Source organism: Kitasatospora aureofaciens (assembly GCF_019192735.1).
GTDB lineage: Bacteria > Actinomycetota > Actinomycetes > Streptomycetales > Streptomycetaceae > Kitasatospora > Kitasatospora aureofaciens_A.
Genome location: NZ_JAHTKP010000001.1, coordinates 180,960 through 200,516, shown reverse-complemented (window position 1 = coordinate 200,516; position 19,557 = coordinate 180,960). Strand labels below are relative to the sequence as shown.

Below are 19,557 nucleotides of genomic sequence, written 5' to 3'. Positions count from 1 at the left end.
CTTCTAGGTGTCGCGCGGGGGCAACTCCGAGAGCGCGGTCTCGCGCATGATGCGCTCGACCGTGTCGCGGAGGGTGCTGTCGCAGCCGATGACGGTCTCGATCCCGCCGGGAAGGACGTCGTGCTCGCGGTACCAGTCGCGCAGTTCCCGCTCGGTGACGGCAGCCAGGTACTCGCGATCGCCCTTCGAGGCGTGGCGGACCAGCGTCTCGTCGATCGGGATGTCGAGGTAGTAGCAGCGGGTGACACCGCGATGGTCGCCCACCAGGCGTTGGAGCATTCCGCCGTAGTGATCGGCGTACAGGATGCCTTCGATGACGACGTGGTAGCCCGCGCCCAGTGCGTACCGGGCCACGGTGTCGATCAGGCCGATGTTCGCTCCGCCGGACCGGTCCCGTTCGCGCAGCACGATGCGGCGCAGGTTGTCCTGCGCGACCACGGCCAGGCCCCGGCCGAACCGGTCCCGGACGCCCGCCGCCACCGACGACTTGCCCGACGCCGAGTTTCCCCGGACGACCACGAGCCGGGTCTCCGCGCTCCCCGCAGGCGCCCCGGCGGCCGGGAGCCCCGAGTGGCTCGTGGTGCTCATGCCGGCCATCCGACGACGGACAGCGGGCGGCCGGCGGTGACCTGCGCGAGCGCGTCCGCGGTGTATCCGACGATCGGCTCCGGAAGCCCGTCCAGCGGCCAGAAGCGGAGGGCGGCGCACTTGTCCGGTTCGCGGTTGGTGATCTTGCCGGTGTACGCGCGCGGGGCGAAGAACAGCTGGAGGCGACCGGCACCGTCGTCGGCGTCGAGGTGGTGGAGGGTGTGCACCAGGTCGAGGTCCTCCTCCCGGATGGTGATGCCGAGTTCCTCGTCGGCCTCGCGGGCCATGCCGGCCAGGACGGACTCTCCCACTTCGAGGTGGCCTGCCGGAGCGTGCCAGTGCTGGGAGGCGAAGGTGGTGTTGGCGCGCTGCCCGAGCAGCACCCGGCCGTTCTCGATCAGGACCAGGTGGACTCCGACAACCAGGGTGTGCGGCACGGGACGTCTCCTTCCAGGGGCGGGAGGGAACCGGCGCGGGGAGGCTGGCCGGTTCAGGGCATGGCGAAGCTGCGATCAAACTGGTGATCGTTCGTCGTACGTGAGTGCGTTGGCAGGTGTCCCACCGTAGGCGGCCCGGCGGGGCCGCGTCGGCGTGTCGCGGCAGAAGCCACACGATCCGGTGAACGGCCCCAACTCGTCATACTGCTAGGGCGGTTGCAAGTCGAACAGGGCAGTGTGCCACGGGGCGCCGACAATCGCGCCGTGCTCGGTGGGAGGCGGGCGTTCACGTCTCTGCAAGGGCGGTGATCCGGCTCTGGAGGCGCTCGGTGTCGCGGGGCCTCCGAGGTTCTCGTATTGCCGGAGGCGCGCGGTGTACCAGCTGCAGGCGGCGTCCCGGGAGACCGGAGGGTTCGGCGTCCTGGCCGAGGAACTCGACGGCGCGGGCCTGCCCGTGGCGGTGGCCGAGACGCGCGAACTCCTCCCGGGCCTGGGCGAGCGCGGTGACGGCGAGGTCGTGGTGGCCGTCGCGGGAATGCGTCTCGCCGAGGTAGGGGGCGGCGCGTGCCCTGCTCCGGGCGCCGAAGGCGGACACGGTAGCGCACAGCCGTGTCGTGGTGATCAACTCGTACGGGTCGCAGACGCCGAGTCGGTGCGTCGATAGTCGAAGGCCGGATGGCGTGCGAGGCCGGTCTTGAACGCCTCCTCGTCCCAGACCGAGACGAGGAGCGGGTGGTCGGACAGCTCGGCCAGCGGGATGACCTGGAACTCCCGGAGTGCCGGAAGCAGGACGCGGGAGGCGCGCTGGAAGTCGATGCGCTGACGGGTCCCTTGGCGGAGGGAGATGTGGGGGTACTGGCTGGCGGTCGGTACGAGGGCGTTGGCCTGGCCGAGGTGGGTGGCCGCGTGGAGGGCGACATCGTCGATTCCGACTCGGGTGAGGGCACGGTCGGGCTCGGTGTCGCTCTCGTTCCCGCCGCGGGTGCGGTGTTCCTGGTGGGTGCGGTCGGGGATGGTCGGCCAGTCCGGGAAGGGCTGCTGCTCCTGGCCGGAGGCGCTGTAGGAGTTGAAGTCCGCGCCGAGGAGCACCGCCCGGTCGCGCCCGTGCCAGGTGGCGATGTTGCCGGCCTCGATCTGGCGCCGGGCGGGCGAGCGGAAGCTCAGGTGCACCGAGGCGAGTTGGAGCGGCACGCCGCTCTCGCCGTGCTTCACGGACACGACGCACGGCGGCAGCCACCACTCCTTTTCCTGCGGCCAGACGCCGGTCACGCGGAAGGTGTCTGGCCGGATGAACATCCCCGGAGGGTTGTCCGACTCCGGAGGAGCGGGCGGGGCGAGGAAGCCGCGCATGCCGAGCATGTGCTCGGCCTCGTGGAGCAGCCGTCCGCCCTCGGCGCGGGAGTGGCTCATCTCCTGCCGGAAGAGGACGTCGAACGGGTACCTCGCGAGCACCTCGTGGGCCGCGTACCACTTGTCGAAGTGGCCGCCTCCCCTGGGGTGCTTGGTGAAGCCGTCGTGGTCGAGGTTGAAGCTGCCGATCGTGATCGTGCCCATGGGCGGTCTCCTGGATGGGGTGAACTGGGGTGGTGCCGGTGCGCGTCAGGGCCGGGCGCTCGCCAGGACGCCGACGGGACCGCGGTCGCGCTGTCCGGGCAGGTGAGCGCCGCAGTTGGTTAGCCGCATGGCGGTGTCGGCCAAGGCGACGTGGCTGAAGGCCTGCGGGAAGTTGCCGAGCTGGCGCTTGGCGCGCGGGTCCCACTCCTCGGCGAGCAGACCGAGGTCGTTGCGCAGGGCGAGCAGCTTGTCGAACAGCTCGCGAGCCTCTTGGACCCGGCCGATCATGGCGAGGTCGTCGGCCAGCCAGAACGAGCAGGCGAGGAACGCTCCTTCGTGACCGGAGAGGCCGTCGACGTTGCTGCCAGTCTCGTCGTGGGTGGGGTAGCGCAGTACGAAGCCGTCCTCGGTGGACAGTTCGCGCTGGATCGCCTCGATGGTGCCGATGACGCGCTTGTCGTCCGGCGGCAGGAAGCCGACCTGGGGGATGAGCAGCAGTGAGGCGTCCAGCTCGCGGCCGCCGTAGTACTGGGTGAAGGTGTTGCGCTCCGGGTCGTAGCCCTTCGTACAGACGTCAGCGTGGATCGCCTCGCGCAGCTCCACCCAATTGGCGAGTTCGTCGGTGCTGGTGGACGGCCGGCGGCGCAGGAGGGTGATGGTGCGGTCGATCGCGGCCCAGGCCATGACCTTGGAGTGGACGAAGTGCCGGCGCGGGCCGCGGACCTCCCAGATGCCCTCGTCCGGCTCGCTCCAGCGCTCCTCGGTCCAGCGGGCGAGGGCGCACAGCATCGCGTCGGCGTCGCGGGAGGAGTGCAGCCCGGCGTTCTCGGCGGCGAGCAGTGCGTCGGCAACCTCGCCGGGGACGTCGAGCTGGAGCTGGCCGGCGGCGCCGTTGCCGACCCGCACGGGCCGGGAGTTCTCGTAGCCGGGAAGGTGGTCCAACTCGCGCTCGGCCAGGTCGCGTTCGCCGCCGAGACCGTACATGATCTGCAGCCGGTCGGCGTCGCGGCCCAGCGTGCCCAGCAGCCAGTCGCGCCAGGCCTCGGCCTCCTCGGTGTAGCCGAGGCGGGCGAGGGTGGTGATGGTCAGGGCGGCGTCACGCAGCCATGTGTAGCGGTAGTCCCAGTTGCGCTCGCCGCCGATGTCCTCCGGCAGGGACGTGGTGGGGGCGGCGACGATCCCGCCGCCCGGGTGGCAGAGGCTCTTGAGGGCGAGCGCCGACCTCAGGACCGCCTCGCGGTAGGGGCCTTGGTAGGTGCAGCGGGACGCCCATTCGAGCCAGAACCCCGCGGTGCGGGTGAGTGCCGCGCGGGGGCTGCGCATGTCGGGTGCCCGGTTGAACGAGGGGCACCAGGTGAGGGAGAAGGTGACGGACTCGCCTGCGGTGACGGTGAAGTCGGCGCGAGCGCCGTGCTCGGTGACGGTGTGGTAAGTACCGTCGAGCCAGTAGGAGTCGGGGTGGACGGTGGCGCACAGGCGTGAGGTGCCATTGTGCTCGATACGAGTGACCAGCGGGTTATCGGCGCCGTAGCCGGGGCGGGGGCGGAACAGCGAGGTCATCGCCACGGTCCCCTTGAGGCCTTCAACGATGCGCACGACCTGGGCCGGTTGGCTGCCAGAAGGCATGAAGTCGGTCACCCGAACGCTGCCACCGCTGACGACCCATTCCTGCTCCAGGATCACGGTGTCGCCGCGGTAGCGACGCCGGTCGGCCGGCGGTGCGGCGTCGTCCACGGTCGGGCCGATGCGCCAGAAGCCGTGTTCGTCGGTGCCGAGCAGGGCAGCGAAGACGGCCGGCGAGTCGAACCGGGGCAGGCACAGCCAGTTGATCGTGCCGTCGCGGCGCACCAGGGCGCCGGTGGCGGTGTTGCCGATGAAACCGTGGTCCTCGATGAGGGAGCAGCGGAGGGCAGCGGGGGTGGGCATGAGGTTCCTGACGGGGTGGGTGGTGACGCTCAGGGCCGGGTGGCAGCCGGGGCGTTGAAGTGGGCGAGAGCAGCGCGCACGGTGGCGGCCAGATCGGTGACGATGCTCAACCGGGGCATCAGGGCGAGCAGTTCGGCGTGGACGGCCCGCTGGGCGGGGTCTCCCCGGTCACAGCCGACGACCAGCGCGGTGCGGGAATGGCGAGAAAGGTGGACGTCGCGGATCTGCTGTGCGCCCAACGGGCACCAGAGGAGGACGACGCCGTTACGCCGGAGGTTGTGCTCCTGCCAGCCGGACGATGTCCACGCCCCGCTCGGGCCGGTAGCCGGGTCGCAGGGCTGCGGGTTGAGCACAGCGCCGGTGAAGCCGGCCGCGTCGAGGAGGGCGACGGCGCTGGCCTGCCAGCCGGGGCGGCTGGTGCCCGACCCGGCGAGGTAGATCGACGGGGAGCCGTCCGGTTCGTAGTGCTGCGGGTACTCGACGAGCCTCACCGGGCACCGCCGGGCTCGGCTGGGTCCTGCGGGGCGAGCAGGAGGACCATGATGACGGCGTGGGTGCGGTTGCGGGCTCCGATGGCCGTCACGGCCTGGCTGATGACCTTGCCGATGGTGTCCTGGCCGACGCTCACCAACCGTGCGACGGTGCGTACTTCGTGGGCGGCGAGGAGGGTAAGTACCTCGCGCTCGCGCGGGGTGAGATCCGGAAGCTCGGCGGGCAGCGCGGCGCGCAGCCCGGCGGTGTCGAGCAGGCCGGCGGTGATGAGGTGGGCGATGGTGCGGGTGCGGTCGCTGTGGCCGTGGCGGCGGATCAGTCGGGACATGACGTTGGCGGTGCCGGAAGCGGTGGAGCTGAGTTCCTTGGCGGCGCTCTCGTAGGTGTTCCCGAGGGCGAGCAGCAGGGCGACGGCGTGTTCGCGGTGGCTCAGCCCGGTGGCGGCGCCGGTGGACAGGCTGAGGGTTCCGGCGCGGCTGAGCAGTAGGCGGCGGGCTCCGCTGGCCTTCGCTTCGGGCGATGCGGGGTCGGTGGTGACGATCAGACAGCTCTGCACCGGCAGCCTGAGAGCGAGGGCGGCGGCGCGATAGGGGTTGGTGCCCTGCTCGCGGTGCTCGGTGGCGGACACGGCGTGCGTCCACACGTTCGGGACGCGCAGCGTGGTGAGCATCCCGGTCAGGTTCAGGCCCAGGCGCTCGGTGACCAGAGCGCAGGGGACCGCCATGGAGCCGGCGCGCATCAGCAGCCGCAGCAGCGGGGCGGGGACGGTCGTCGGTGAGGGGGCGCCCGCGGCCAGGAGGATGGGGGCGGCCCCAGACAGGTGGTCTTGGGGCAGGTCGGCGAGGGTGGCGGCGTCGACGAGGATGCCCGCGCGGTTGAGCAGGTGGCGGTCCAGGTCCCGGGTCGCCAGGCCGTCGGCGGCAGGTGGTCGTGGGGTGCTCATCTTCTCTCTGTGTTTGTCGGGTGCGGCCCTGGCCCGAAACGGCCGCCATGGGTGTGGTGCGGTGGTGCAGGCGATCAGCCGGCCGGTGAGGGCGGGTCCTGGGCGGAGCCGGACCGGGGCTTCGGCGCGGAGCGCGAGGCGATCAGCCGATCGGCGACGGCCAGGGTGCCGAAGCACACGAGGGCGAAGATCGCCAGGTAGAGCGGCTGAGAGAGGTGCGTGCGGTGCTGGACGAGGTAGAGGACGGCGGCCCCGACCTGGAGCCCGAGCAGGAAGCAGACGAGCCCGACGGCCGCCCGGCCCGTGGTGCGCCGGGTGCTCACGCCGCCCGCCCACGTGAACCGGCGGTGCGGTGGAACGGCTCGGCAGGCCACGACGGGTCGATGCTGCTCAGCAGGACCTGGCCGGACAGGACGCCGGCGATGCTCGCCTGCATCTGGCTGTGAACGCCCAGCCGGGTGTTCAGGTCCTTGATGTATCCGCGCATCGTGGCGGGCGAGATACCGAAGTCCGCCGTCAGCTCCGGGGTGCTTCGTCCGCCGACCCATCCCGTGAGGATCTGCCGAAGGCGCGGGGGAAGCCGGGGCGCGGCGAGCGCGGCGCAGGGCTCGGCGGTGTCGGTGACGAGGCCGTGCGCGGCTCCCCACGCGACGAGCTGCAACATGGTGCGCGAGCCCGTGGCCTTAAGCAGAGCGCCGACGGCGGTGTCGATCTCGGCGCGCTCCAGACCGAGCGCGGGGTCGCCCGCGATCGTGCGGGTCTGGGACTCGGCGGCGATGTGAACGAGGAGCCGAACGTCGCGCTCGGACAGATTGTGGGCAGGCAGGGTGGTGGTCATGGCGGCACCTTCGGTGGTCACGGGCTGTCGGCGGTCGGGGAATCGGTCTGGGCGAGGCGGGCCAGCAGGCGGGGGCCGAGGCGGGCGGCGTCGCCGGTGCCGATGACGAGCACCAGGTCGCCGGGCTTGGCGAGGTCGGCGACCTGCTGCTCGGCGCTCGGTTCACACGGGCTCAAACGCACCCGGTGAGCCTTGCTGGCTCCCAAGGGAGACCTGGCGGCGTTGATGACGGCATCGAGCGGGTCCGGGGCGTTCAGCACGGTCAGCGGGGTGACGACCGGCAGCAGCACGGCGCGGTCGGCGGCGGCGAGGGCCTTACCCAACTCAACGGCATGAGCGCTGGTACGGGCGATGCCGTCGGGCTCCAGGACGACGATGACGTTGCCCTCGGTGAGCATCCGGGCGGCCGTCACATCATCGGCGACCTCCTGGGGGTGCCGGGCGCGGGAGTCGAGGACGGTGATCCGCGCCTGGGTGCCGGCTTCGGTCAGGGAGCGCTCCACGCCCTTGAACCCGGCCAGGCGCTCGGCGATCGTCTCGGCGCTCTCCCCAGCGACGAGGGCGGTGGTGATGGCGGCGCAGGCGGCCAGGGCGTGGTGGTCGCCCGCGATCGGCACGATGAACTGGTGCTGCTTGCCCTGGTGGCGGAGGGTGAGGAGATAGCTTTCCCCGAGCCACCGGGGTTTGAGGACCCACACGTCCGCGCTCTCCACAAGGCCCACGGTCACCACCGTGGGGCCGGGGCGGTCGCTTAGCCTCTCGTGCACGATCTTCGCACCGTTGTCCCAGAGCGGCAGGACCACGGTGTCGGCGGAGCGGGCGAGGTTCGTGGCGGCGTCCAGGGCCTCGATGGTGTCCTCGAAGTACGGCGAGTTCATGGTGGCGGCGGTGATCAGCGCCACCGACGGGGACGGCCGCTGGTACAGGTTCGGGACGTTGGGGCGGCGGCTCCACGAGCCGGGCGGCGCGGCCTCGTGCGTGCCGGTGTCCGGGCACAGGTCCACCACGAGGCGCCGTCCGCCTCCTTGGCCGGGGACGCCGCCTTGAGCGGGAGCGTTGAGGATCCAGCCGGTGTGGCCGTCGTTCAGGGCGGCGGCGAGGACCGCCGCCGCAGTCGCGGTGCCGTGGCTGCCGCCGACGGCCACCAGGGGCCGGCCGAAGCCCCCGCACAACGCGGCGAGCGCGTGCGCGCGGGCGAGCATCGGTAGCCCCAGGGCCTGGGCCCGCTCGAGTTCGGGGTGCGGGGCGACGACCACCCCCGACCACACCACGGCCGTACGGTCGTTTCGGACGTGCCCGGCGTTGAAGCCGACCGTGATCTCCACGCCAGCCGCGCGCAGCCGGTCGGCGGCCGGGCTGTCCTGGTCGACGGGGTCGATGCTTCCGGTGACGTCGAGGCCTCGGGAGGCCAGCCACAGGGCCAGGCCCTCCATGCCCGGTGCGGTGGCGTCGACCAGGTGAGCCTTGGCCAGCAGATCCGGCCCGGCGGGGGCCTTGGGGCTTGTCGCGCTCTTCTTCCGGGGACGGGTGGCGGTGTCCATGAAGGTTCTCCAGCGTGGTCAGGAGCAGGGTGGGGGTGGAACCGGGCCGGTCGCGGGCCCGGGGGTGTGGCGCCGCGACCGGCCCGGGGCTCAGGCCTGGGCGAACCCGCGCGCCAGCTCCGCGTCAGTGACGCGGGCGGCGTGGTGGTCGACGTCCAGGTGGGCGAGCGAGGCCAGGTGGGCGACGACGTGCTCGCCCAGCAGCGCGGAGGCGACGCGGCTGGTCTCGAACACCTCGATGGCGTAACAAGGGTGACGAGGCACCACCGGGAGGTCGTCGTCCCAGTCGGCGTCGCCGGTGCTGGCCTCGCGGAGCTTGAGATCGCCGGTGATGCCGTGGCGGACGGCGGCCACGGCGGCGGCCAGCGCCAGGTAGGGGTTGGCGTCCGCACCGGGCAGGCGGACCTCCAGGTGCAGGCCCCGGCCGTGGCCGACCACCCGCACCGCGCAGGAGCGGTTGTCCCGCCCCCACGCGAGCCTGGACGGCGCGAACGGGCCCCCGATGCGCTTGTAGCTGTTCACGTACGGGGCCCACATCGGCGCGGTGGCGGGCATCACTTCCAGCAGCCCGGCGACCGCCCGCTCGCCCAGCTCCGACAGGGCGTGCTCGTCCCCGGCGGAGACCAGCACCGGCTCGCCGTCGGCCCAGATCGACAGGTGCAGGTGCATTCCGCTGCCCACCCCGTCGGCCGGGGCCGCCATGAACGTCGCCGCCATTTTCTGCCGGTCCGCCAGAGACTTCGCGGCGTGCTTGAACAGCACATGCTGCTCGCACGCCTCCCGGGCCGGTCCGTACGGGAAGGTGACCTCGATTTGGCCTGCGGCGCTCTCCAGCTTGACCGCCTCGACGGGCAGCCCGGCTCCGGCCAGGGCCTGCCGCAGCGACCGTGAGAAGCCGGCCACCGTCGTCGTCCGATCGAGGGCGTAGTCGCGGTTGTCCCACGTCACCGGGCGCAGCCCCCGCCAGCCGGCCGCAGCCGCGTCGGCACCCGTGCTCTCGTAGACGGCGAACTCGGTCTCGATCCCGACCCGCACCTCGTAGCCCAACCCCTCGAGTAGATCGAGCTGCGAGTCCAGGATGGTGGCCGGGGCCAGCGGGTGCGGCCGGTCGCCGTCGACGGGGCTGGCGAACACCACGGCGGTGCCCGGCTCCCACGGGAGCACGCGGGCACGGTCGAGATGCGGCAGCAGCGCGATGTCGCCGAAGCCGGATTCCCAGGAGAAGGTGCCGGTGGCCTGGGGCGTCATGCCCAGGTCCGTGCCGATGACGTACCCGCACATCTCGGGGCGGATCCGCCCCGATGCCAGGCGCTCCACGAGTACCCCGGCGTCGTACTCCTTGCCCTTGAGTCGTCCCTGCATGTCGACGGCTACCAGCAGCACGGTGTCGATGCGGGCGTCGTGGACCAGGTCACGCAGTGCTGCGACTGCAGCGGTCGGGGCGGGAGTCGAGCGGCCCGTCTGCGAACGGGATGGTCTGGCTGGGGTCCTCATACGATCTGCTCCTCGAACGCGGCGAGCCGGGGGTCGTTGACGACCGGTACCTGGTAGCGGCGGCCGGCCATCCGCCACCAGAGGGCGGACAACAGCAGCACGACCAGTAGGGTCACGGGCGCGTAGTTGAAGGTCTCGGCGGTCACCGGGCTGGTCTGCGGCAGGCACACCAGCACCGTTACCAAGGCCACCCACGCCACCGCGAGCACACCGACAGGTCGGCCCCACCGGCCCAGGTTCCACGGTCCCGGCCGCCAGCTCTTGCCCTGGCGCAGCCGCAGGAACACGGGGATGGCGTAGGCCGGCGTCATGCCGACCACGTTCACCGCGGTCACGGCGCCGTAGGCGGCGGTCGACCACATCGAGGGAAGCGCCAGGAGGAAGGCCACCGCGACCGCCAGCCACACCGCGTTGGCCGGTGTCCGGTTGCCCGATACCTTGCGCCAGGTCGCCGATCCGGGCAGTGCCCCGTCTCGCGAGAACGCGTAGATCATCCTGCTGGCGGCGGCCGTCTCCGCCGAGCCACAGAACAGCTGGGCGCCGATGACGATCAGCAGCAGCGCCTTCGCCCCGGACTCGCCGACCGCGTCCAGGAAGATGCGCGCCGGCGGTACGGTGGCGCCCGCCGTCGCGCCGTAGTCCTGCATCGCGAACAACAGGCCCGCCAGCAGGACGAACCCGGCCAGCAGCGACACCCAGATCGAACGGACGATTCCGCGCGGCGCGGCGATCTGTGCGTTCGTGGTCTCCTCCGACAGGTGCGCCGACGCGTCGTACCCGCTGTAGGTGTACTGCGCCAGCAACAGCCCCAAGGCGCTGACGTAGACCGGGTTAGACCAGCCGCTATCGTTCGCGAAGTGGCCGAACACGAACCCGACGCTGTGGTGGTGCGAGGGAACCAGCCACAGGACGCCGACGATCACTGCGACGCCGAGCAGGTGCCACCACGCCGAGACACTGTTGAGGACGGTCACCACGCGCGTCCCGCCCAGGTTCACCCACGCGTGCACGACCAGGACCACCGCGAAGATCCCGAGCACCAGACCGGGCGTCGTCTCAACACCCCACTCGAGCCCCGCGAACGCCGCGATGAAGCTGGCCGCTCCATAGTCGATGCCGGCGATCCCGCCGATCAGCCCGAGCAGGTTGAGCCATCCTGTTGCCCAGCCCCAGCGTGGTCCGCCCAGCCGGTGCGCCATGTAGTAGAGGCCGCCGCTGGTCGGATAGACGGAGGTGACCTCGGCCAGGGCCATGCCGACCAGCAGCACCGCAATGCCGACACCGACCCAGCCCCACATCATCACGGCCGGGCCGCCGGTCACCAGCCCGAAGCCGAACAGTGTCATGCAACCGCTGAGGACCGAGATCACCGAGAAGCTGACCGCGAAGTTGCCGAACGCCCCCATCCGCCTGGTGAGTTCGGGCTCGTAGCCGAGCGACCGCAAAAGGTCGTCTTCTTTCTGGACGGGAGCAGTGTGGCGTCGCCGAAAGAACATGGGGGAAACCTCCGAAAGAACGAGGAAGAGGGTGAGCTAGTCGGGCGGCGGCGGGGATCCCGCTCAGAACGCGGCGACTCGACGGCACTGCGCGATGGCGTGGTGGAGCAGGTCGTAGCCCCGTTCTCGGTCGCCGGCGATCGTCGCCCAGGGCTGCCACGACGCGAACGGGCCGAGCGAGGCGAAGACCTCGGCGGCCTCGGCCAGGTGGTGATCGGCCCACAGGGCGTGAGCCAGGAGACTCTCGTCGGCCACCGGCCACCGGCCATGCTCGCCGACAGCCGCGCGCCAGTGCGTATACGCGGACTGGACATCCCGGCGCACGTGATCGGAGGACCACTGCGACAGGACTGCCTCCTTCCGCGGCTCCCTGCGATACCGCTCCAGATGGAGATGAAGCGGGAGCGCGTGAAGCGCCGAGCCGGTCGGTGCCGAGGCCAGAAAGTGCATCAGGAAGTTGGTCGCCGCCCCGGTCCGGCCCATGGCCAGCCAGAACCGGAGCATCCGGTGGTAAGCCTCCCGGCCCCACGGGTCGATCCGATGCGTGTGCTCCAGCAGACCCCACGGGCCCGGCAGCAGCATCTGATCCGGCGGATCCACCCGGTGTTCCATCCGCTCCTGCTGAATGTCGAGTTGGGCGAGCGCGAGAAGACAGATCCACGGCACCGGATCGACGCCGATTCCAGCGGCGCGCCAACACGCCTCTCTCGCAGCCGCATCCCAGCCTGCCAAGAGCCGCTCGTCCGCTTGCTGCTGATGCGCCAGAAGGACGCCCTCGACGCTGGCCCTGGCGTGCAACGTCAGCAGAATCGGCGAGTCCGGCTCGTCAGCCGACCAGTGCCGCAGCACGTCCGACTGGGCCGCCACCGCGCCCAGAACCTGCGTCCGACGAGTCCACTGAGGCCAGTCCCCCCGGGACCGGGCCAGCACCTCGCGGGCCGCCACCCACCGACCACTACGCAACTCCTCCACGGCCGCACGCAGATCCCCGTCGTGGCCGGCGGGATGTACGACTGCGGGACGCGCAGTGTGGTCCATGGTGGCTGAATTCCTTACGTGGTCAAGGCATGGGCATGACAGCTCGGATGGTGCGTCCCCTGGCGCGTGAGTCACGCGGCGGCGCGCGCCGACAGGCGGGGGCGGATCAGGTCCAGGAGCAGCGCTGCGGCTACGGCGTGCCTCAGGTTGCGGGCCCCGATCTTCTCGCGGACGCCCTTCAAGCGGTGGGCGGCGGTGTCGGGCGCCACCTGCAATGTGCGGGCGGCCCGCTCGATGGTCTGCCCTTCGGCGACCAGCCGCAGCAACTCCAGCTCGAAACTGTCCAGCTCGGGAGGGGCGACGGCGAGTCCGTCCCACACCTTGGCGGTGTCCACCCACCGGTAGGTGGTGCAGTAGGCCACCAGGTGCGTGCGGTTCGCCAGGCCGAGCCGTCTGAACAGGCGGCTGACCGAGGAGTTGATGCTGGCCTGGCTGACGCCGAGGTCGTCTCTGATCTGCTTCGGGGTGCTTCCTTGCACGAGGTGCTGGGCGATCCGCCGCTCGTGCGGGCTGAGCGCGGGTTTTGCCAACGTCGATGGCCGGCTGCCTGGGGCCGGGGGGACGGCGGCGACCCGAAGAGCGGTGTTCTGGTGTGCGGCTCGGATTTGAGGACTGTGGCTCACATCGACTCCTCTCCTGGGGTAGGGGAGCTGCCCTTTTCGCGCACGGCGGTGGGCGCGGGGATGGCTTGGTGGTGGCTTCGGGTGGGCGCTGCCCTCGGCTACTGATCGCTTTCCGCCCTGGGTAACTGCCCGCCGCAGTAAGGTGCCTGAGAGTGTTTACCGGGACCATTCGCGTAGTCATATTCGTGCAGAAATATGATCACGTCGGTCACCTGTGGGAGCCGGTCTCCCGTCGGCCGCAGGGGCGGGATGGGTGCGCGGGGATGTGAGCGCTGTAGGTGCACGCCCACCACGTGGCACCGCACGGAGACGCTATTGAGCACGAGCTGCGACAGCTGCGAGGACCTGGGTGCGCCACGTCCACAGCGACCAGTCGCCCCACGAACTCGCCAGCAATGAGCGGGCAGCGATCCACGGCAGCGTCTGCAACTTCTTCACAGCTTCCCGGAGACCACCATCGGGACCCCTGGGGTGCTGGACGAAGCGCTCAGGGGGGAGGGCGAACGGGGTGTCCATCGGCGGGTCCTTCCGGGAGGCAATGGGCGGGCACCGTCGACCGAGCCGCGACCAGCGCCAGCACCTGTGTCCGAGACGTCCGAAGGCCGGCGTTCTGCGCCGTGGTGGCCAGCAACCGCTGCGTCGGCAGCCAGCGTCCGGCCCGCAGGTCATCTACGGCGGTCCGGAGCGCATCGTCGAACCCGGCGGGGTGATACACCGGTCGGGTTCGAGGCACGGCGATCATTGATCGTCCTTTCAGGCATGGACATGCCAGATGCGTGGCCGGGGCCCACAGGTCTATCAAGCGGGACGGTCGGCGGGCAGCCGGCCACAGCCGGCGGCCGAGAAGATGGTTGAGAAGAGACCGAATCACTTCGCGGACTGCGATTCGGTGATCGGTCACCCACTGTCGCGTCCTGGCCAGAACAGCGCCACGACAGTCGGGTGTCATCTGACGGCTGGTGCGGTCAGCAGCATGTCATTGAGGTGTCATCTCGTCAGATGATCCCGCGCAAAGCACCCTTGTCGGGTATTGCTAGAGCAGGGCTCTCCCCGCACAAGCGGCGACCGGGCCAGGTCGAGACCACGGGGGCGGGAGGCGTGCAACATGCCGAGTAAGACGCTACTGGGCGCCCTGATCAAGAAGAAGGGCTGGGAATTCCCCGACTTTCACAGGGAGTTCAGAGCGGCCGGAAATGAACTGGCGCGCACCCTGAAGGACACGCGGTTTCGCAACCTGGAGATGTCGGAGGCGACGTTCAGGCGCTGGATCGCTGGAACGGTCAGCCGTCCGACCTCCGTGTTCGCCCAGACGATCCAGCACATGTTCGACAGGCCGATCGCCGAACTCCTGGCGCCGCCGCGGGAGGGAGATCCCACCGCACTATCCCAGCAAGACCTTGAAAGAGAGCTCGCGATGACCGCACGCGAAGCATCCGACCACGCGGCTTCCGTAGCGTCCGCCTTCCTCTCCGATCTGTCCATAGAACAGGTCCAGGAAGACGTTCGCCGACTCGCCCGCACCTACAACCACCGGCCGCCGTTCGACGTGCTCCGCGAAGCCCGGCAGCTTCGAACGGATGCCGAAGCGCTCCTCGACCGAACCCACATCCCCCGGCAGAAGCAGCAGCTGCTGATCGCGATCGGCCAGACGACGGCTCTGCTGGCCATGACGGCCTTCGATCTCGGCTCCCTCGGAGAGGCCACACGGCTGGCCCGCTCTGCAGGCATGTATGCCGAAGTCACCCGCTTCACCCCGCTGGCTGCCTTCTCGGCCGGCACGCTCGGCATGCTCGCCTACTGGGAAGGCCGACCGAGTGAGGCGATCCGCTTCATCCGTCAGGCGCAGTCCTTCCCCGGCGTTGGCACGGCTGGCCAAATTCGCATCGCCGCAATCGAGGCGAGGGCCCACGGTCACCTCGGCGATCAGCAGCGAGCCACCGCGGCCGTCGAGCGCTTCCTCGACGTCGACACCGTCGAGTGCGACGACCTCCACGACGAGGTGGCCGGGGAGTTCCTCCACGGTCCCGAGAGGATCGCCCGCTCGCACGGCACGACGTTCCTTCTCCTGCGCGACGGAACCAGCGCGCAGGAGCACACCCGGCGAGTGCTGGAGCTGCAAGCCGGCCTGCCCGCTGGGCAGAGGATTCCCAGGATCGAGGCGGAGGCGCGGGCGGACCTCGCGGCGGCGTTGATCCTCGACGGAGAAGTGGAGGAAGCAGCCGAGGTCCTGAAGCCCATCGCTGCGCTCGCCCCGGACCGGCGTGCCGCTGGCCTGGTCGAGCGAATCGTCCACGTCGGCAAGCTGCTCACCACGGAGCCTGTCGGGTCGTCGCCGGTCGCCGTGACGCTTCGAGAGGTGCTGGAGGAGTACACCCGAGTCGCCGCACCGAGGCAGTTCGGTGGCAGCGCCGCGCGGTTGGCCATCGAGTAGCACACCACGCCCGCAACGGGGGTGGGGCGGACCGGCAGGGTGCCGCTCCGTCCCCACCCCGTTCCATTCTGTTCAGCGCGAAGAGCTGGCAGCCGCCAGGATCTTCCGCTCCCGATCTGCATCGATTCCGTGAGCGGATGCCCGTGGGTGCGGAACCGGCACGTTGCCGGCCTGGAGCCACTCCCAGGTGTCCCGCACCGTCTCCTCCAAGGGACGGCAGGCGAACCCGGCGGCGTGCGCCGGTTCAGCATCGACCAGCCAGACCCCCTCGTTCGTCCGCCACAACGGCAGCTCCGTCCACTGCCGGACACCGTGCTCCAGCAGCACGCCGTCAGACACCCACCGCAATTCGCCCCGGCCGCCCGTCACCATCACGCACGCCTCCAGGAAGCTGCCCATCGTGTCCCTGCCGATCGGCGCGGTCACGTTGTGGACGCCTCCACCAGGCCGTTCCGCGACATCGACGGCGAAGCGCGCGACATCGCGAACATCTACCGGCTGGATGCCCTTGTTGGCAGACCCGGGTGCCAGGATCTGACCACCGCGCTCGGCTCTCCGAAGCCACCACGGGAGTCGGCCAACGTACTCGCCGGGCCCAAGGATCACGCCGGGGCGAAGCAGCCAGGACCGCTCCGCACCGAACGTCTCGACCACCGCCCGCTCGCCGCCAGCCTTCTGCCGGCCGTAGTGCAGATCGGGCCCCAGCCAGCCCTCGGGGTTCCTGCCGTACTCGCTGTTGGCATTGGCCGGGCCGTCCATCAGCTGATCGCCCACCTTGAGTGGATGGTCCGGCCAGCCGGCGTACACCGACACCGTCGAGACGTAGACGTAGCGCTCGGTGGCATTCTCCAGCGCCGTCGTTCCCGCGAGCACCACTTTCGGCGGCTGCTCCGCGGCAGACGTGTCGATCACTGCGTCCCACGGGCCCTGCGTCGCCAGCCGGGCCAGGTCCTCAACCGACGTGCGGTCACCCACCACCTGCCGAACGCCAGGTACTACCGCACCGGATCGGCCCCGGTTGAACGTCGTCACGGCCCAACCGCGCGCCAGTGCCTCCTCGACGACGGCCTTGCCCAGAAACCAGCCACCGCCGATAACCAAGATGTCCATGCCCGGAATCCTGCCCAGGACCGGTGCCCGTTGGCCACCCCGTCATTTCGGTTGGGCCGAACATCGCAGCTCGCGGGCGTGATCGTGGCGAAGATGACACCCCGGTGTATCCTGGCGGACCTGCAGATCCACGCCGACTATGCCCCGGCCTGGGACCTGCGCGAGTTTGCTCGTGCCGTGCTGCCGGAAGCCGACAGGCTGGCGGTCACGATGTCGAGCGGCTCATGATGCGCCGGTAGAAGTCGAGTTCGGCGCGAAGGGCCTGTTCCCGGTCTGCGGGTGCCGACAGGTAGTGGTCCCCGCCCTCGAGGAGCACGGAGGTGTGGTTAGCATCGAGGGCGGCCAGCTCTTGGGCGAACTGCATGGCCTCATCTGCGGACGTGATCGTGTCGGCCGACCCGTGGATCACCAGTACGGGACAGCGGATCCGCGAAGGCTTCACCGCACCGGCAGGGCCCCGCAGAACGGCCGCATGTGGACGCTGGAACGCCGGCACGGACAACTCCCACCGCGCGGGGTCGATGATCGCTGACGTGGCTGTCGCAGCACTGAACGGTCCCGGACGGCATGCCGCTTGGAGCGCCGTGTAGCCGCCGGCGCTTGCGCCGCCGATGAACACAGCTCCGGGCATCGCCAGGCCGAGCGTACGGAGATGCTCTGCGACGGCCGCGCAGTCGTCGACGTCGTAGTCGCCCCAGTGGCCGTGCAGCGCCTGCCGGAAGGCGCGTCCCAGACCGGTACTACCTCGGTAGAGGACTTCGGCGACGGCGAAGCCATGGCTGACGAAGAACTGACTCGCCCAGTCCAACCTCAGAGGGACGTCGTCCGTCGGACCGGGGTGGGCCCGTACGAGCAGAGGCACCGGCCGCGCGCCTCCGGGCGGTCGGTGCAGCAGGAAGTGCACCGGGCCGTTCGCAGCCGCCGCAGTCTCGAGCGAGGGAGGAACAGGCGTCCAGGGCACGCCAGACTCGGAGGCCCTGCCTAAGGGGACGGCCGGGGAGTCCGCCCGCGCTGCTAGGTCGATCGACCAGATGGCCGGCGGGCTGCTTGCAGTGGACCCGATCACGGTGAGGACATGGCCGTCGACGGCGATGTACGGCTTCACGGACGTAAGGTTCGAGCCGAGCCGTCGCCGGCCGCCCTCGACGCCGACGGCGAGAAGGTCGGTGGTGAACCCTTTCATGACCGTGAGCACCACCGTGCCGTCGGCGGCGAAACCGTACGACTGATAGCCACCTTCCCAGGGCGCCGGTGCGCAGTCCGCGTCGATCGACGCGACCGCCTCCACCACGCCGTCGCGTAGCCGGTACAGGTTCCACCATCCTGTCCGGTCGGACATGAAGTACAGCAGGCCGTCCGGTCCCCATGAGGGCTGCACCACCGACTCCTCGGGGCCGCCTACCACGACCCGGCCCGGCTCGATGGCATCCGAGCGCATGTTGGCCAGCATGAGGCGGGAGCTGTCCCATGGCATCCGGTCTCGCTGCCACTTCACGTACGCCAGGGCGTCCCCTGCCTGCCGCGGGCAGGCGAGGAACCCGCGGGAGCGAACCAGCACCCGGGTGCGGCCGACTGGCGACACGGCGACGATCTCGTCCACCGTGTCGTCCCCGCGAACCGCGAGCAGACCGCCCTCCGCGGCTGGAGCGAGATCTCCGTACTGCTCAGATCCGACGGTGGAGACGATCCGCTCAGGAGTGCCACCAGCCGGTTGGCGGAAGAGGGAACCGTCGTCGCCGACGAACCACACCCCGCCCGATGTCACCGCGAAGGCGCCGCCACCGTAGGCATGAAGCTGACCACCGACCGAGACCTCGGGCGGCGTCACTGCGACGGCTGTGCCCGACCGGTCCGCGCACATGACTCGACGGCATCCGCCGTGATCGGGATCAGACTGCAACCACCACAGTGAACCCACTGCCGCTCGGAGCTCGTCGTACGCCACCAACTTCCGGGCCACCCACGCGGGCGACAGCCCGATGCCCTCGGTCATGCGATCGCGGTCCTCTCGGCCTGCCTAGCTGGCTGCTCGTAGGCTACCCGTCAGCCGGAGAGACACCGCATCTGCCTGTGCGCCGAGGACGCACCCGAGGCCAACAGCGGTGGCCCTCCCGCTCGACGATGGGCCTGAGGCCCTCGGAGATCAGTTCGACGCCGGCTTGGGGGCGTACCGCAGCAGCACGACGTCGCCGATCGTCTGGGCTCCGAGAAGCCTCATCCGGTGGCCGCTTCCACCGGGGTAGTTCGCCGGGTGGAGGAAGCGTGGTGCGGCGGCGTCGCCGACGAGCAGCGGCGCGATGGCGAGGTGGATCTCGTCGGCCAGCCCCTGGGAGAGGAACTGGGTGTGGATCTGCCCGCCGCCCTCGACCATGAGGCGCTCGACGCCGCGGGTGGCGAGGTCGTCGAGCAGCGCGCCGAAGTCGACGGTGGGGCCGGTGCTGACGACGTCGGCAAGACCGTCGAGCGTCTCCCGGAGCTTCGGTGCGGCAGCGTCGGTGGTGTAGACGACCTTCTTGTCGCCGAAGTGCCAGAACTTGAGGTCCCGGCCCAGGTCGCCGCTGGCGGAGATGGTGACCTTGAGCGGGTATTCGGGCTTGCCGGCCGCGATCCGGTCGGCCCGGCGCCTGTCGCTATTGACCAGCAGGCGCGGATTGTCGCTGCGCAGGGTGTTTCCGCCGATGAGGATGGCGTCGGATTCGGCTCGTACCTGGTCGACGCGGTCGAAGTCCTCGGCGTTCGACAGCAGCAGACGCTCGGGCGAGGCGTCGTCGATGTGACCGTCGACGGATGTTGCGACGCTCAACAGAACGAAGGGGCGGGAGGCCATCGGCGGTCCGTTCTCTCGGGACAACAGCACTTTGGTCATCACACTTCATGGGGCAGGACGCTGTCGAGCGCCTGCCGGAAGTGGGCGACTTCGGGCACGCTGCCGCACCCTCGCAGCAGGGTGTCGAGGGCGACGGCTAGCCGAGACTGTCGCGGTCGCGACAAGCGAATGTGATCGTTTTCGTGTGTCACGAATGCAGGAGGAATGTTATGTAGGTAG

18 protein-coding genes are annotated in these 19,557 nt (G+C 70.3%); 1 reads left to right on the top strand and 17 read right to left on the bottom strand.

From position 1 onward, the window contains the following. Positions 1-3: 3 nt before the first annotated feature. From KV557_RS00920 to KV557_RS00855, 14 genes are all read right to left on the bottom strand, one after another. Complete coding sequence (locus KV557_RS00920) at positions 4-588, bottom strand: AAA family ATPase (RefSeq protein WP_218197601.1); 585 nt, start codon at positions 586-588, stop codon at positions 4-6. Then, complete coding sequence (locus KV557_RS00915; RefSeq protein ID WP_218197600.1) at positions 585-1,025, bottom strand: NUDIX hydrolase; 441 nt, start codon at positions 1,023-1,025, stop codon at positions 585-587. The genes KV557_RS00920 and KV557_RS00915 overlap by 4 nt, the downstream gene beginning before the upstream one ends. A 286-nt stretch (positions 1,026-1,311) precedes the next feature. Beyond that, positions 1,312-1,650: a hypothetical protein gene (locus KV557_RS00910; RefSeq protein WP_218197599.1), complete on the bottom strand. Its 339-nt coding sequence runs from the start codon at positions 1,648-1,650 to the stop codon at positions 1,312-1,314. Then, positions 1,647-2,579: a hypothetical protein gene (locus KV557_RS00905; RefSeq protein WP_218197598.1), complete on the bottom strand. Its 933-nt coding sequence runs from the start codon at positions 2,577-2,579 to the stop codon at positions 1,647-1,649. Before KV557_RS00905 ends, KV557_RS00910 begins: the two co-directional genes overlap by 4 nt. A 45-nt stretch (positions 2,580-2,624) precedes the next feature. Continuing rightward, entirely contained in the window at positions 2,625-4,505 is a 1,881-nt protein-coding gene (locus KV557_RS00900; RefSeq protein WP_218197597.1) for a glycoside hydrolase family 15 protein, read from the bottom strand. Between the two features lie 29 nt (positions 4,506-4,534). Beyond that, on the bottom strand, positions 4,535-4,996 hold the full coding sequence (locus tag KV557_RS00895; protein WP_218197596.1) for a nucleoside 2-deoxyribosyltransferase domain-containing protein: 462 nt from the start codon (positions 4,994-4,996) through the stop codon (positions 4,535-4,537). Then, positions 4,993-5,940 (bottom strand): hypothetical protein, encoded by a 948-nt coding sequence (locus tag KV557_RS00890; RefSeq protein ID WP_218197595.1) that lies wholly within the window; start codon positions 5,938-5,940, stop codon positions 4,993-4,995. The genes KV557_RS00895 and KV557_RS00890 overlap by 4 nt, the downstream gene beginning before the upstream one ends. Positions 5,941-6,014: 74 nt before the next feature. Further along, positions 6,015-6,263, bottom strand: coding sequence for a hypothetical protein (locus tag KV557_RS00885; RefSeq protein WP_218197594.1), 249 nt, complete (start codon positions 6,261-6,263; stop codon positions 6,015-6,017). Further along, positions 6,260-6,778 carry a helix-turn-helix transcriptional regulator gene (locus KV557_RS00880; protein WP_218197593.1) on the bottom strand — a complete coding sequence of 173 codons (519 nt, stop codon included), beginning with the start codon at positions 6,776-6,778 and terminating at the stop codon, positions 6,260-6,262. Before KV557_RS00880 ends, KV557_RS00885 begins: the two co-directional genes overlap by 4 nt. Positions 6,779-6,795: 17 nt before the next feature. Continuing rightward, a complete protein-coding gene (locus KV557_RS00875; protein WP_218197592.1) occupies positions 6,796-8,319 on the bottom strand; it encodes a Mur ligase domain-containing protein in 1,524 nt (507 codons plus the stop codon). A gap of 90 nt (positions 8,320-8,409) precedes the next feature. After that, the gene (locus tag KV557_RS00870) at positions 8,410-9,813 is read right to left on the bottom strand and encodes a glutamine synthetase family protein (protein WP_218197591.1); all 1,404 of its coding nucleotides are present in this window, start codon (positions 9,811-9,813) and stop codon (positions 8,410-8,412) included. After that, positions 9,810-11,309 carry an amino acid permease gene (locus tag KV557_RS00865; protein WP_218197590.1) on the bottom strand — a complete coding sequence of 500 codons (1,500 nt, stop codon included), beginning with the start codon at positions 11,307-11,309 and terminating at the stop codon, positions 9,810-9,812. The genes KV557_RS00870 and KV557_RS00865 overlap by 4 nt, the downstream gene beginning before the upstream one ends. 63 nt (positions 11,310-11,372) lie before the next feature. Further along, positions 11,373-12,347 (bottom strand): hypothetical protein, encoded by a 975-nt coding sequence (locus KV557_RS00860; protein ID WP_218197589.1) that lies wholly within the window; start codon positions 12,345-12,347, stop codon positions 11,373-11,375. A gap of 71 nt (positions 12,348-12,418) precedes the next feature. Beyond that, the gene (locus tag KV557_RS00855; protein ID WP_218197588.1) at positions 12,419-12,877 is read right to left on the bottom strand and encodes a helix-turn-helix domain-containing protein; all 459 of its coding nucleotides are present in this window, start codon (positions 12,875-12,877) and stop codon (positions 12,419-12,421) included. A 1,198-nt stretch (positions 12,878-14,075) separates the two neighbouring features. Between KV557_RS00855 and KV557_RS00850 the strand changes: the two genes are divergently transcribed. Next, positions 14,076-15,401 (top strand): DNA-binding protein, encoded by a 1,326-nt coding sequence (locus KV557_RS00850; RefSeq protein WP_218197587.1) that lies wholly within the window; start codon positions 14,076-14,078, stop codon positions 15,399-15,401. Between the two features lie 72 nt (positions 15,402-15,473). Here the strand turns inward: KV557_RS00850 and KV557_RS00845 are convergent, their stop codons facing one another. From KV557_RS00845 to KV557_RS00835, 3 genes are all read right to left on the bottom strand, one after another. Next, positions 15,474-16,511 carry an NAD-dependent epimerase/dehydratase family protein gene (locus tag KV557_RS00845; protein WP_218197586.1) on the bottom strand — a complete coding sequence of 346 codons (1,038 nt, stop codon included), beginning with the start codon at positions 16,509-16,511 and terminating at the stop codon, positions 15,474-15,476. Between the two features lie 205 nt (positions 16,512-16,716). Continuing rightward, positions 16,717-18,504, bottom strand: coding sequence for a S9 family peptidase (locus tag KV557_RS00840; RefSeq protein ID WP_218197585.1), 1,788 nt, complete (start codon positions 18,502-18,504; stop codon positions 16,717-16,719). Between the two features lie 150 nt (positions 18,505-18,654). After that, the gene (locus tag KV557_RS00835; protein WP_256176755.1) at positions 18,655-19,314 is read right to left on the bottom strand and encodes a RibD family protein; all 660 of its coding nucleotides are present in this window, start codon (positions 19,312-19,314) and stop codon (positions 18,655-18,657) included. Between the last annotated feature and the right edge of the window lie 243 nt (positions 19,315-19,557).

What these genes read in the sequence shown, in the direction of transcription:
- KV557_RS00920 (WP_218197601.1), bottom strand. Translation starts at nt 588, where the DNA reads ATGAGCACCACGAGCCACTCGGGGCTCCCGGCCGCCGGGGCGCCTGCG.
- KV557_RS00905 (WP_218197598.1), bottom strand. Translation starts at nt 2,579, where the DNA reads ATGGGCACGATCACGATCGGCAGCTTCAACCTCGACCACGACGGCTTC.
- KV557_RS00900 (WP_218197597.1), bottom strand. Translation starts at nt 4,505, where the DNA reads ATGCCCACCCCCGCTGCCCTCCGCTGCTCCCTCATCGAGGACCACGGT.
- KV557_RS00890 (WP_218197595.1), bottom strand. Translation starts at nt 5,940, where the DNA reads ATGAGCACCCCACGACCACCTGCCGCCGACGGCCTGGCGACCCGGGAC.
- KV557_RS00880 (WP_218197593.1), bottom strand. Translation starts at nt 6,778, where the DNA reads ATGACCACCACCCTGCCTGCCCACAATCTGTCCGAGCGCGACGTTCGG.
- KV557_RS00875 (WP_218197592.1), bottom strand. Translation starts at nt 8,319, where the DNA reads ATGGACACCGCCACCCGTCCCCGGAAGAAGAGCGCGACAAGCCCCAAG.
- KV557_RS00870 (WP_218197591.1), bottom strand. Translation starts at nt 9,813, where the DNA reads ATGAGGACCCCAGCCAGACCATCCCGTTCGCAGACGGGCCGCTCGACT.
- KV557_RS00865 (WP_218197590.1), bottom strand. Translation starts at nt 11,309, where the DNA reads ATGTTCTTTCGGCGACGCCACACTGCTCCCGTCCAGAAAGAAGACGAC.
- KV557_RS00860 (WP_218197589.1), bottom strand. Translation starts at nt 12,347, where the DNA reads ATGGACCACACTGCGCGTCCCGCAGTCGTACATCCCGCCGGCCACGAC.
- KV557_RS00850 (WP_218197587.1), top strand. Translation starts at nt 14,076, where the DNA reads ATGCCGAGTAAGACGCTACTGGGCGCCCTGATCAAGAAGAAGGGCTGG.
- KV557_RS00845 (WP_218197586.1), bottom strand. Translation starts at nt 16,511, where the DNA reads ATGGACATCTTGGTTATCGGCGGTGGCTGGTTTCTGGGCAAGGCCGTC.
- KV557_RS00840 (WP_218197585.1), bottom strand. Translation starts at nt 18,504, where the DNA reads ATGACCGAGGGCATCGGGCTGTCGCCCGCGTGGGTGGCCCGGAAGTTG.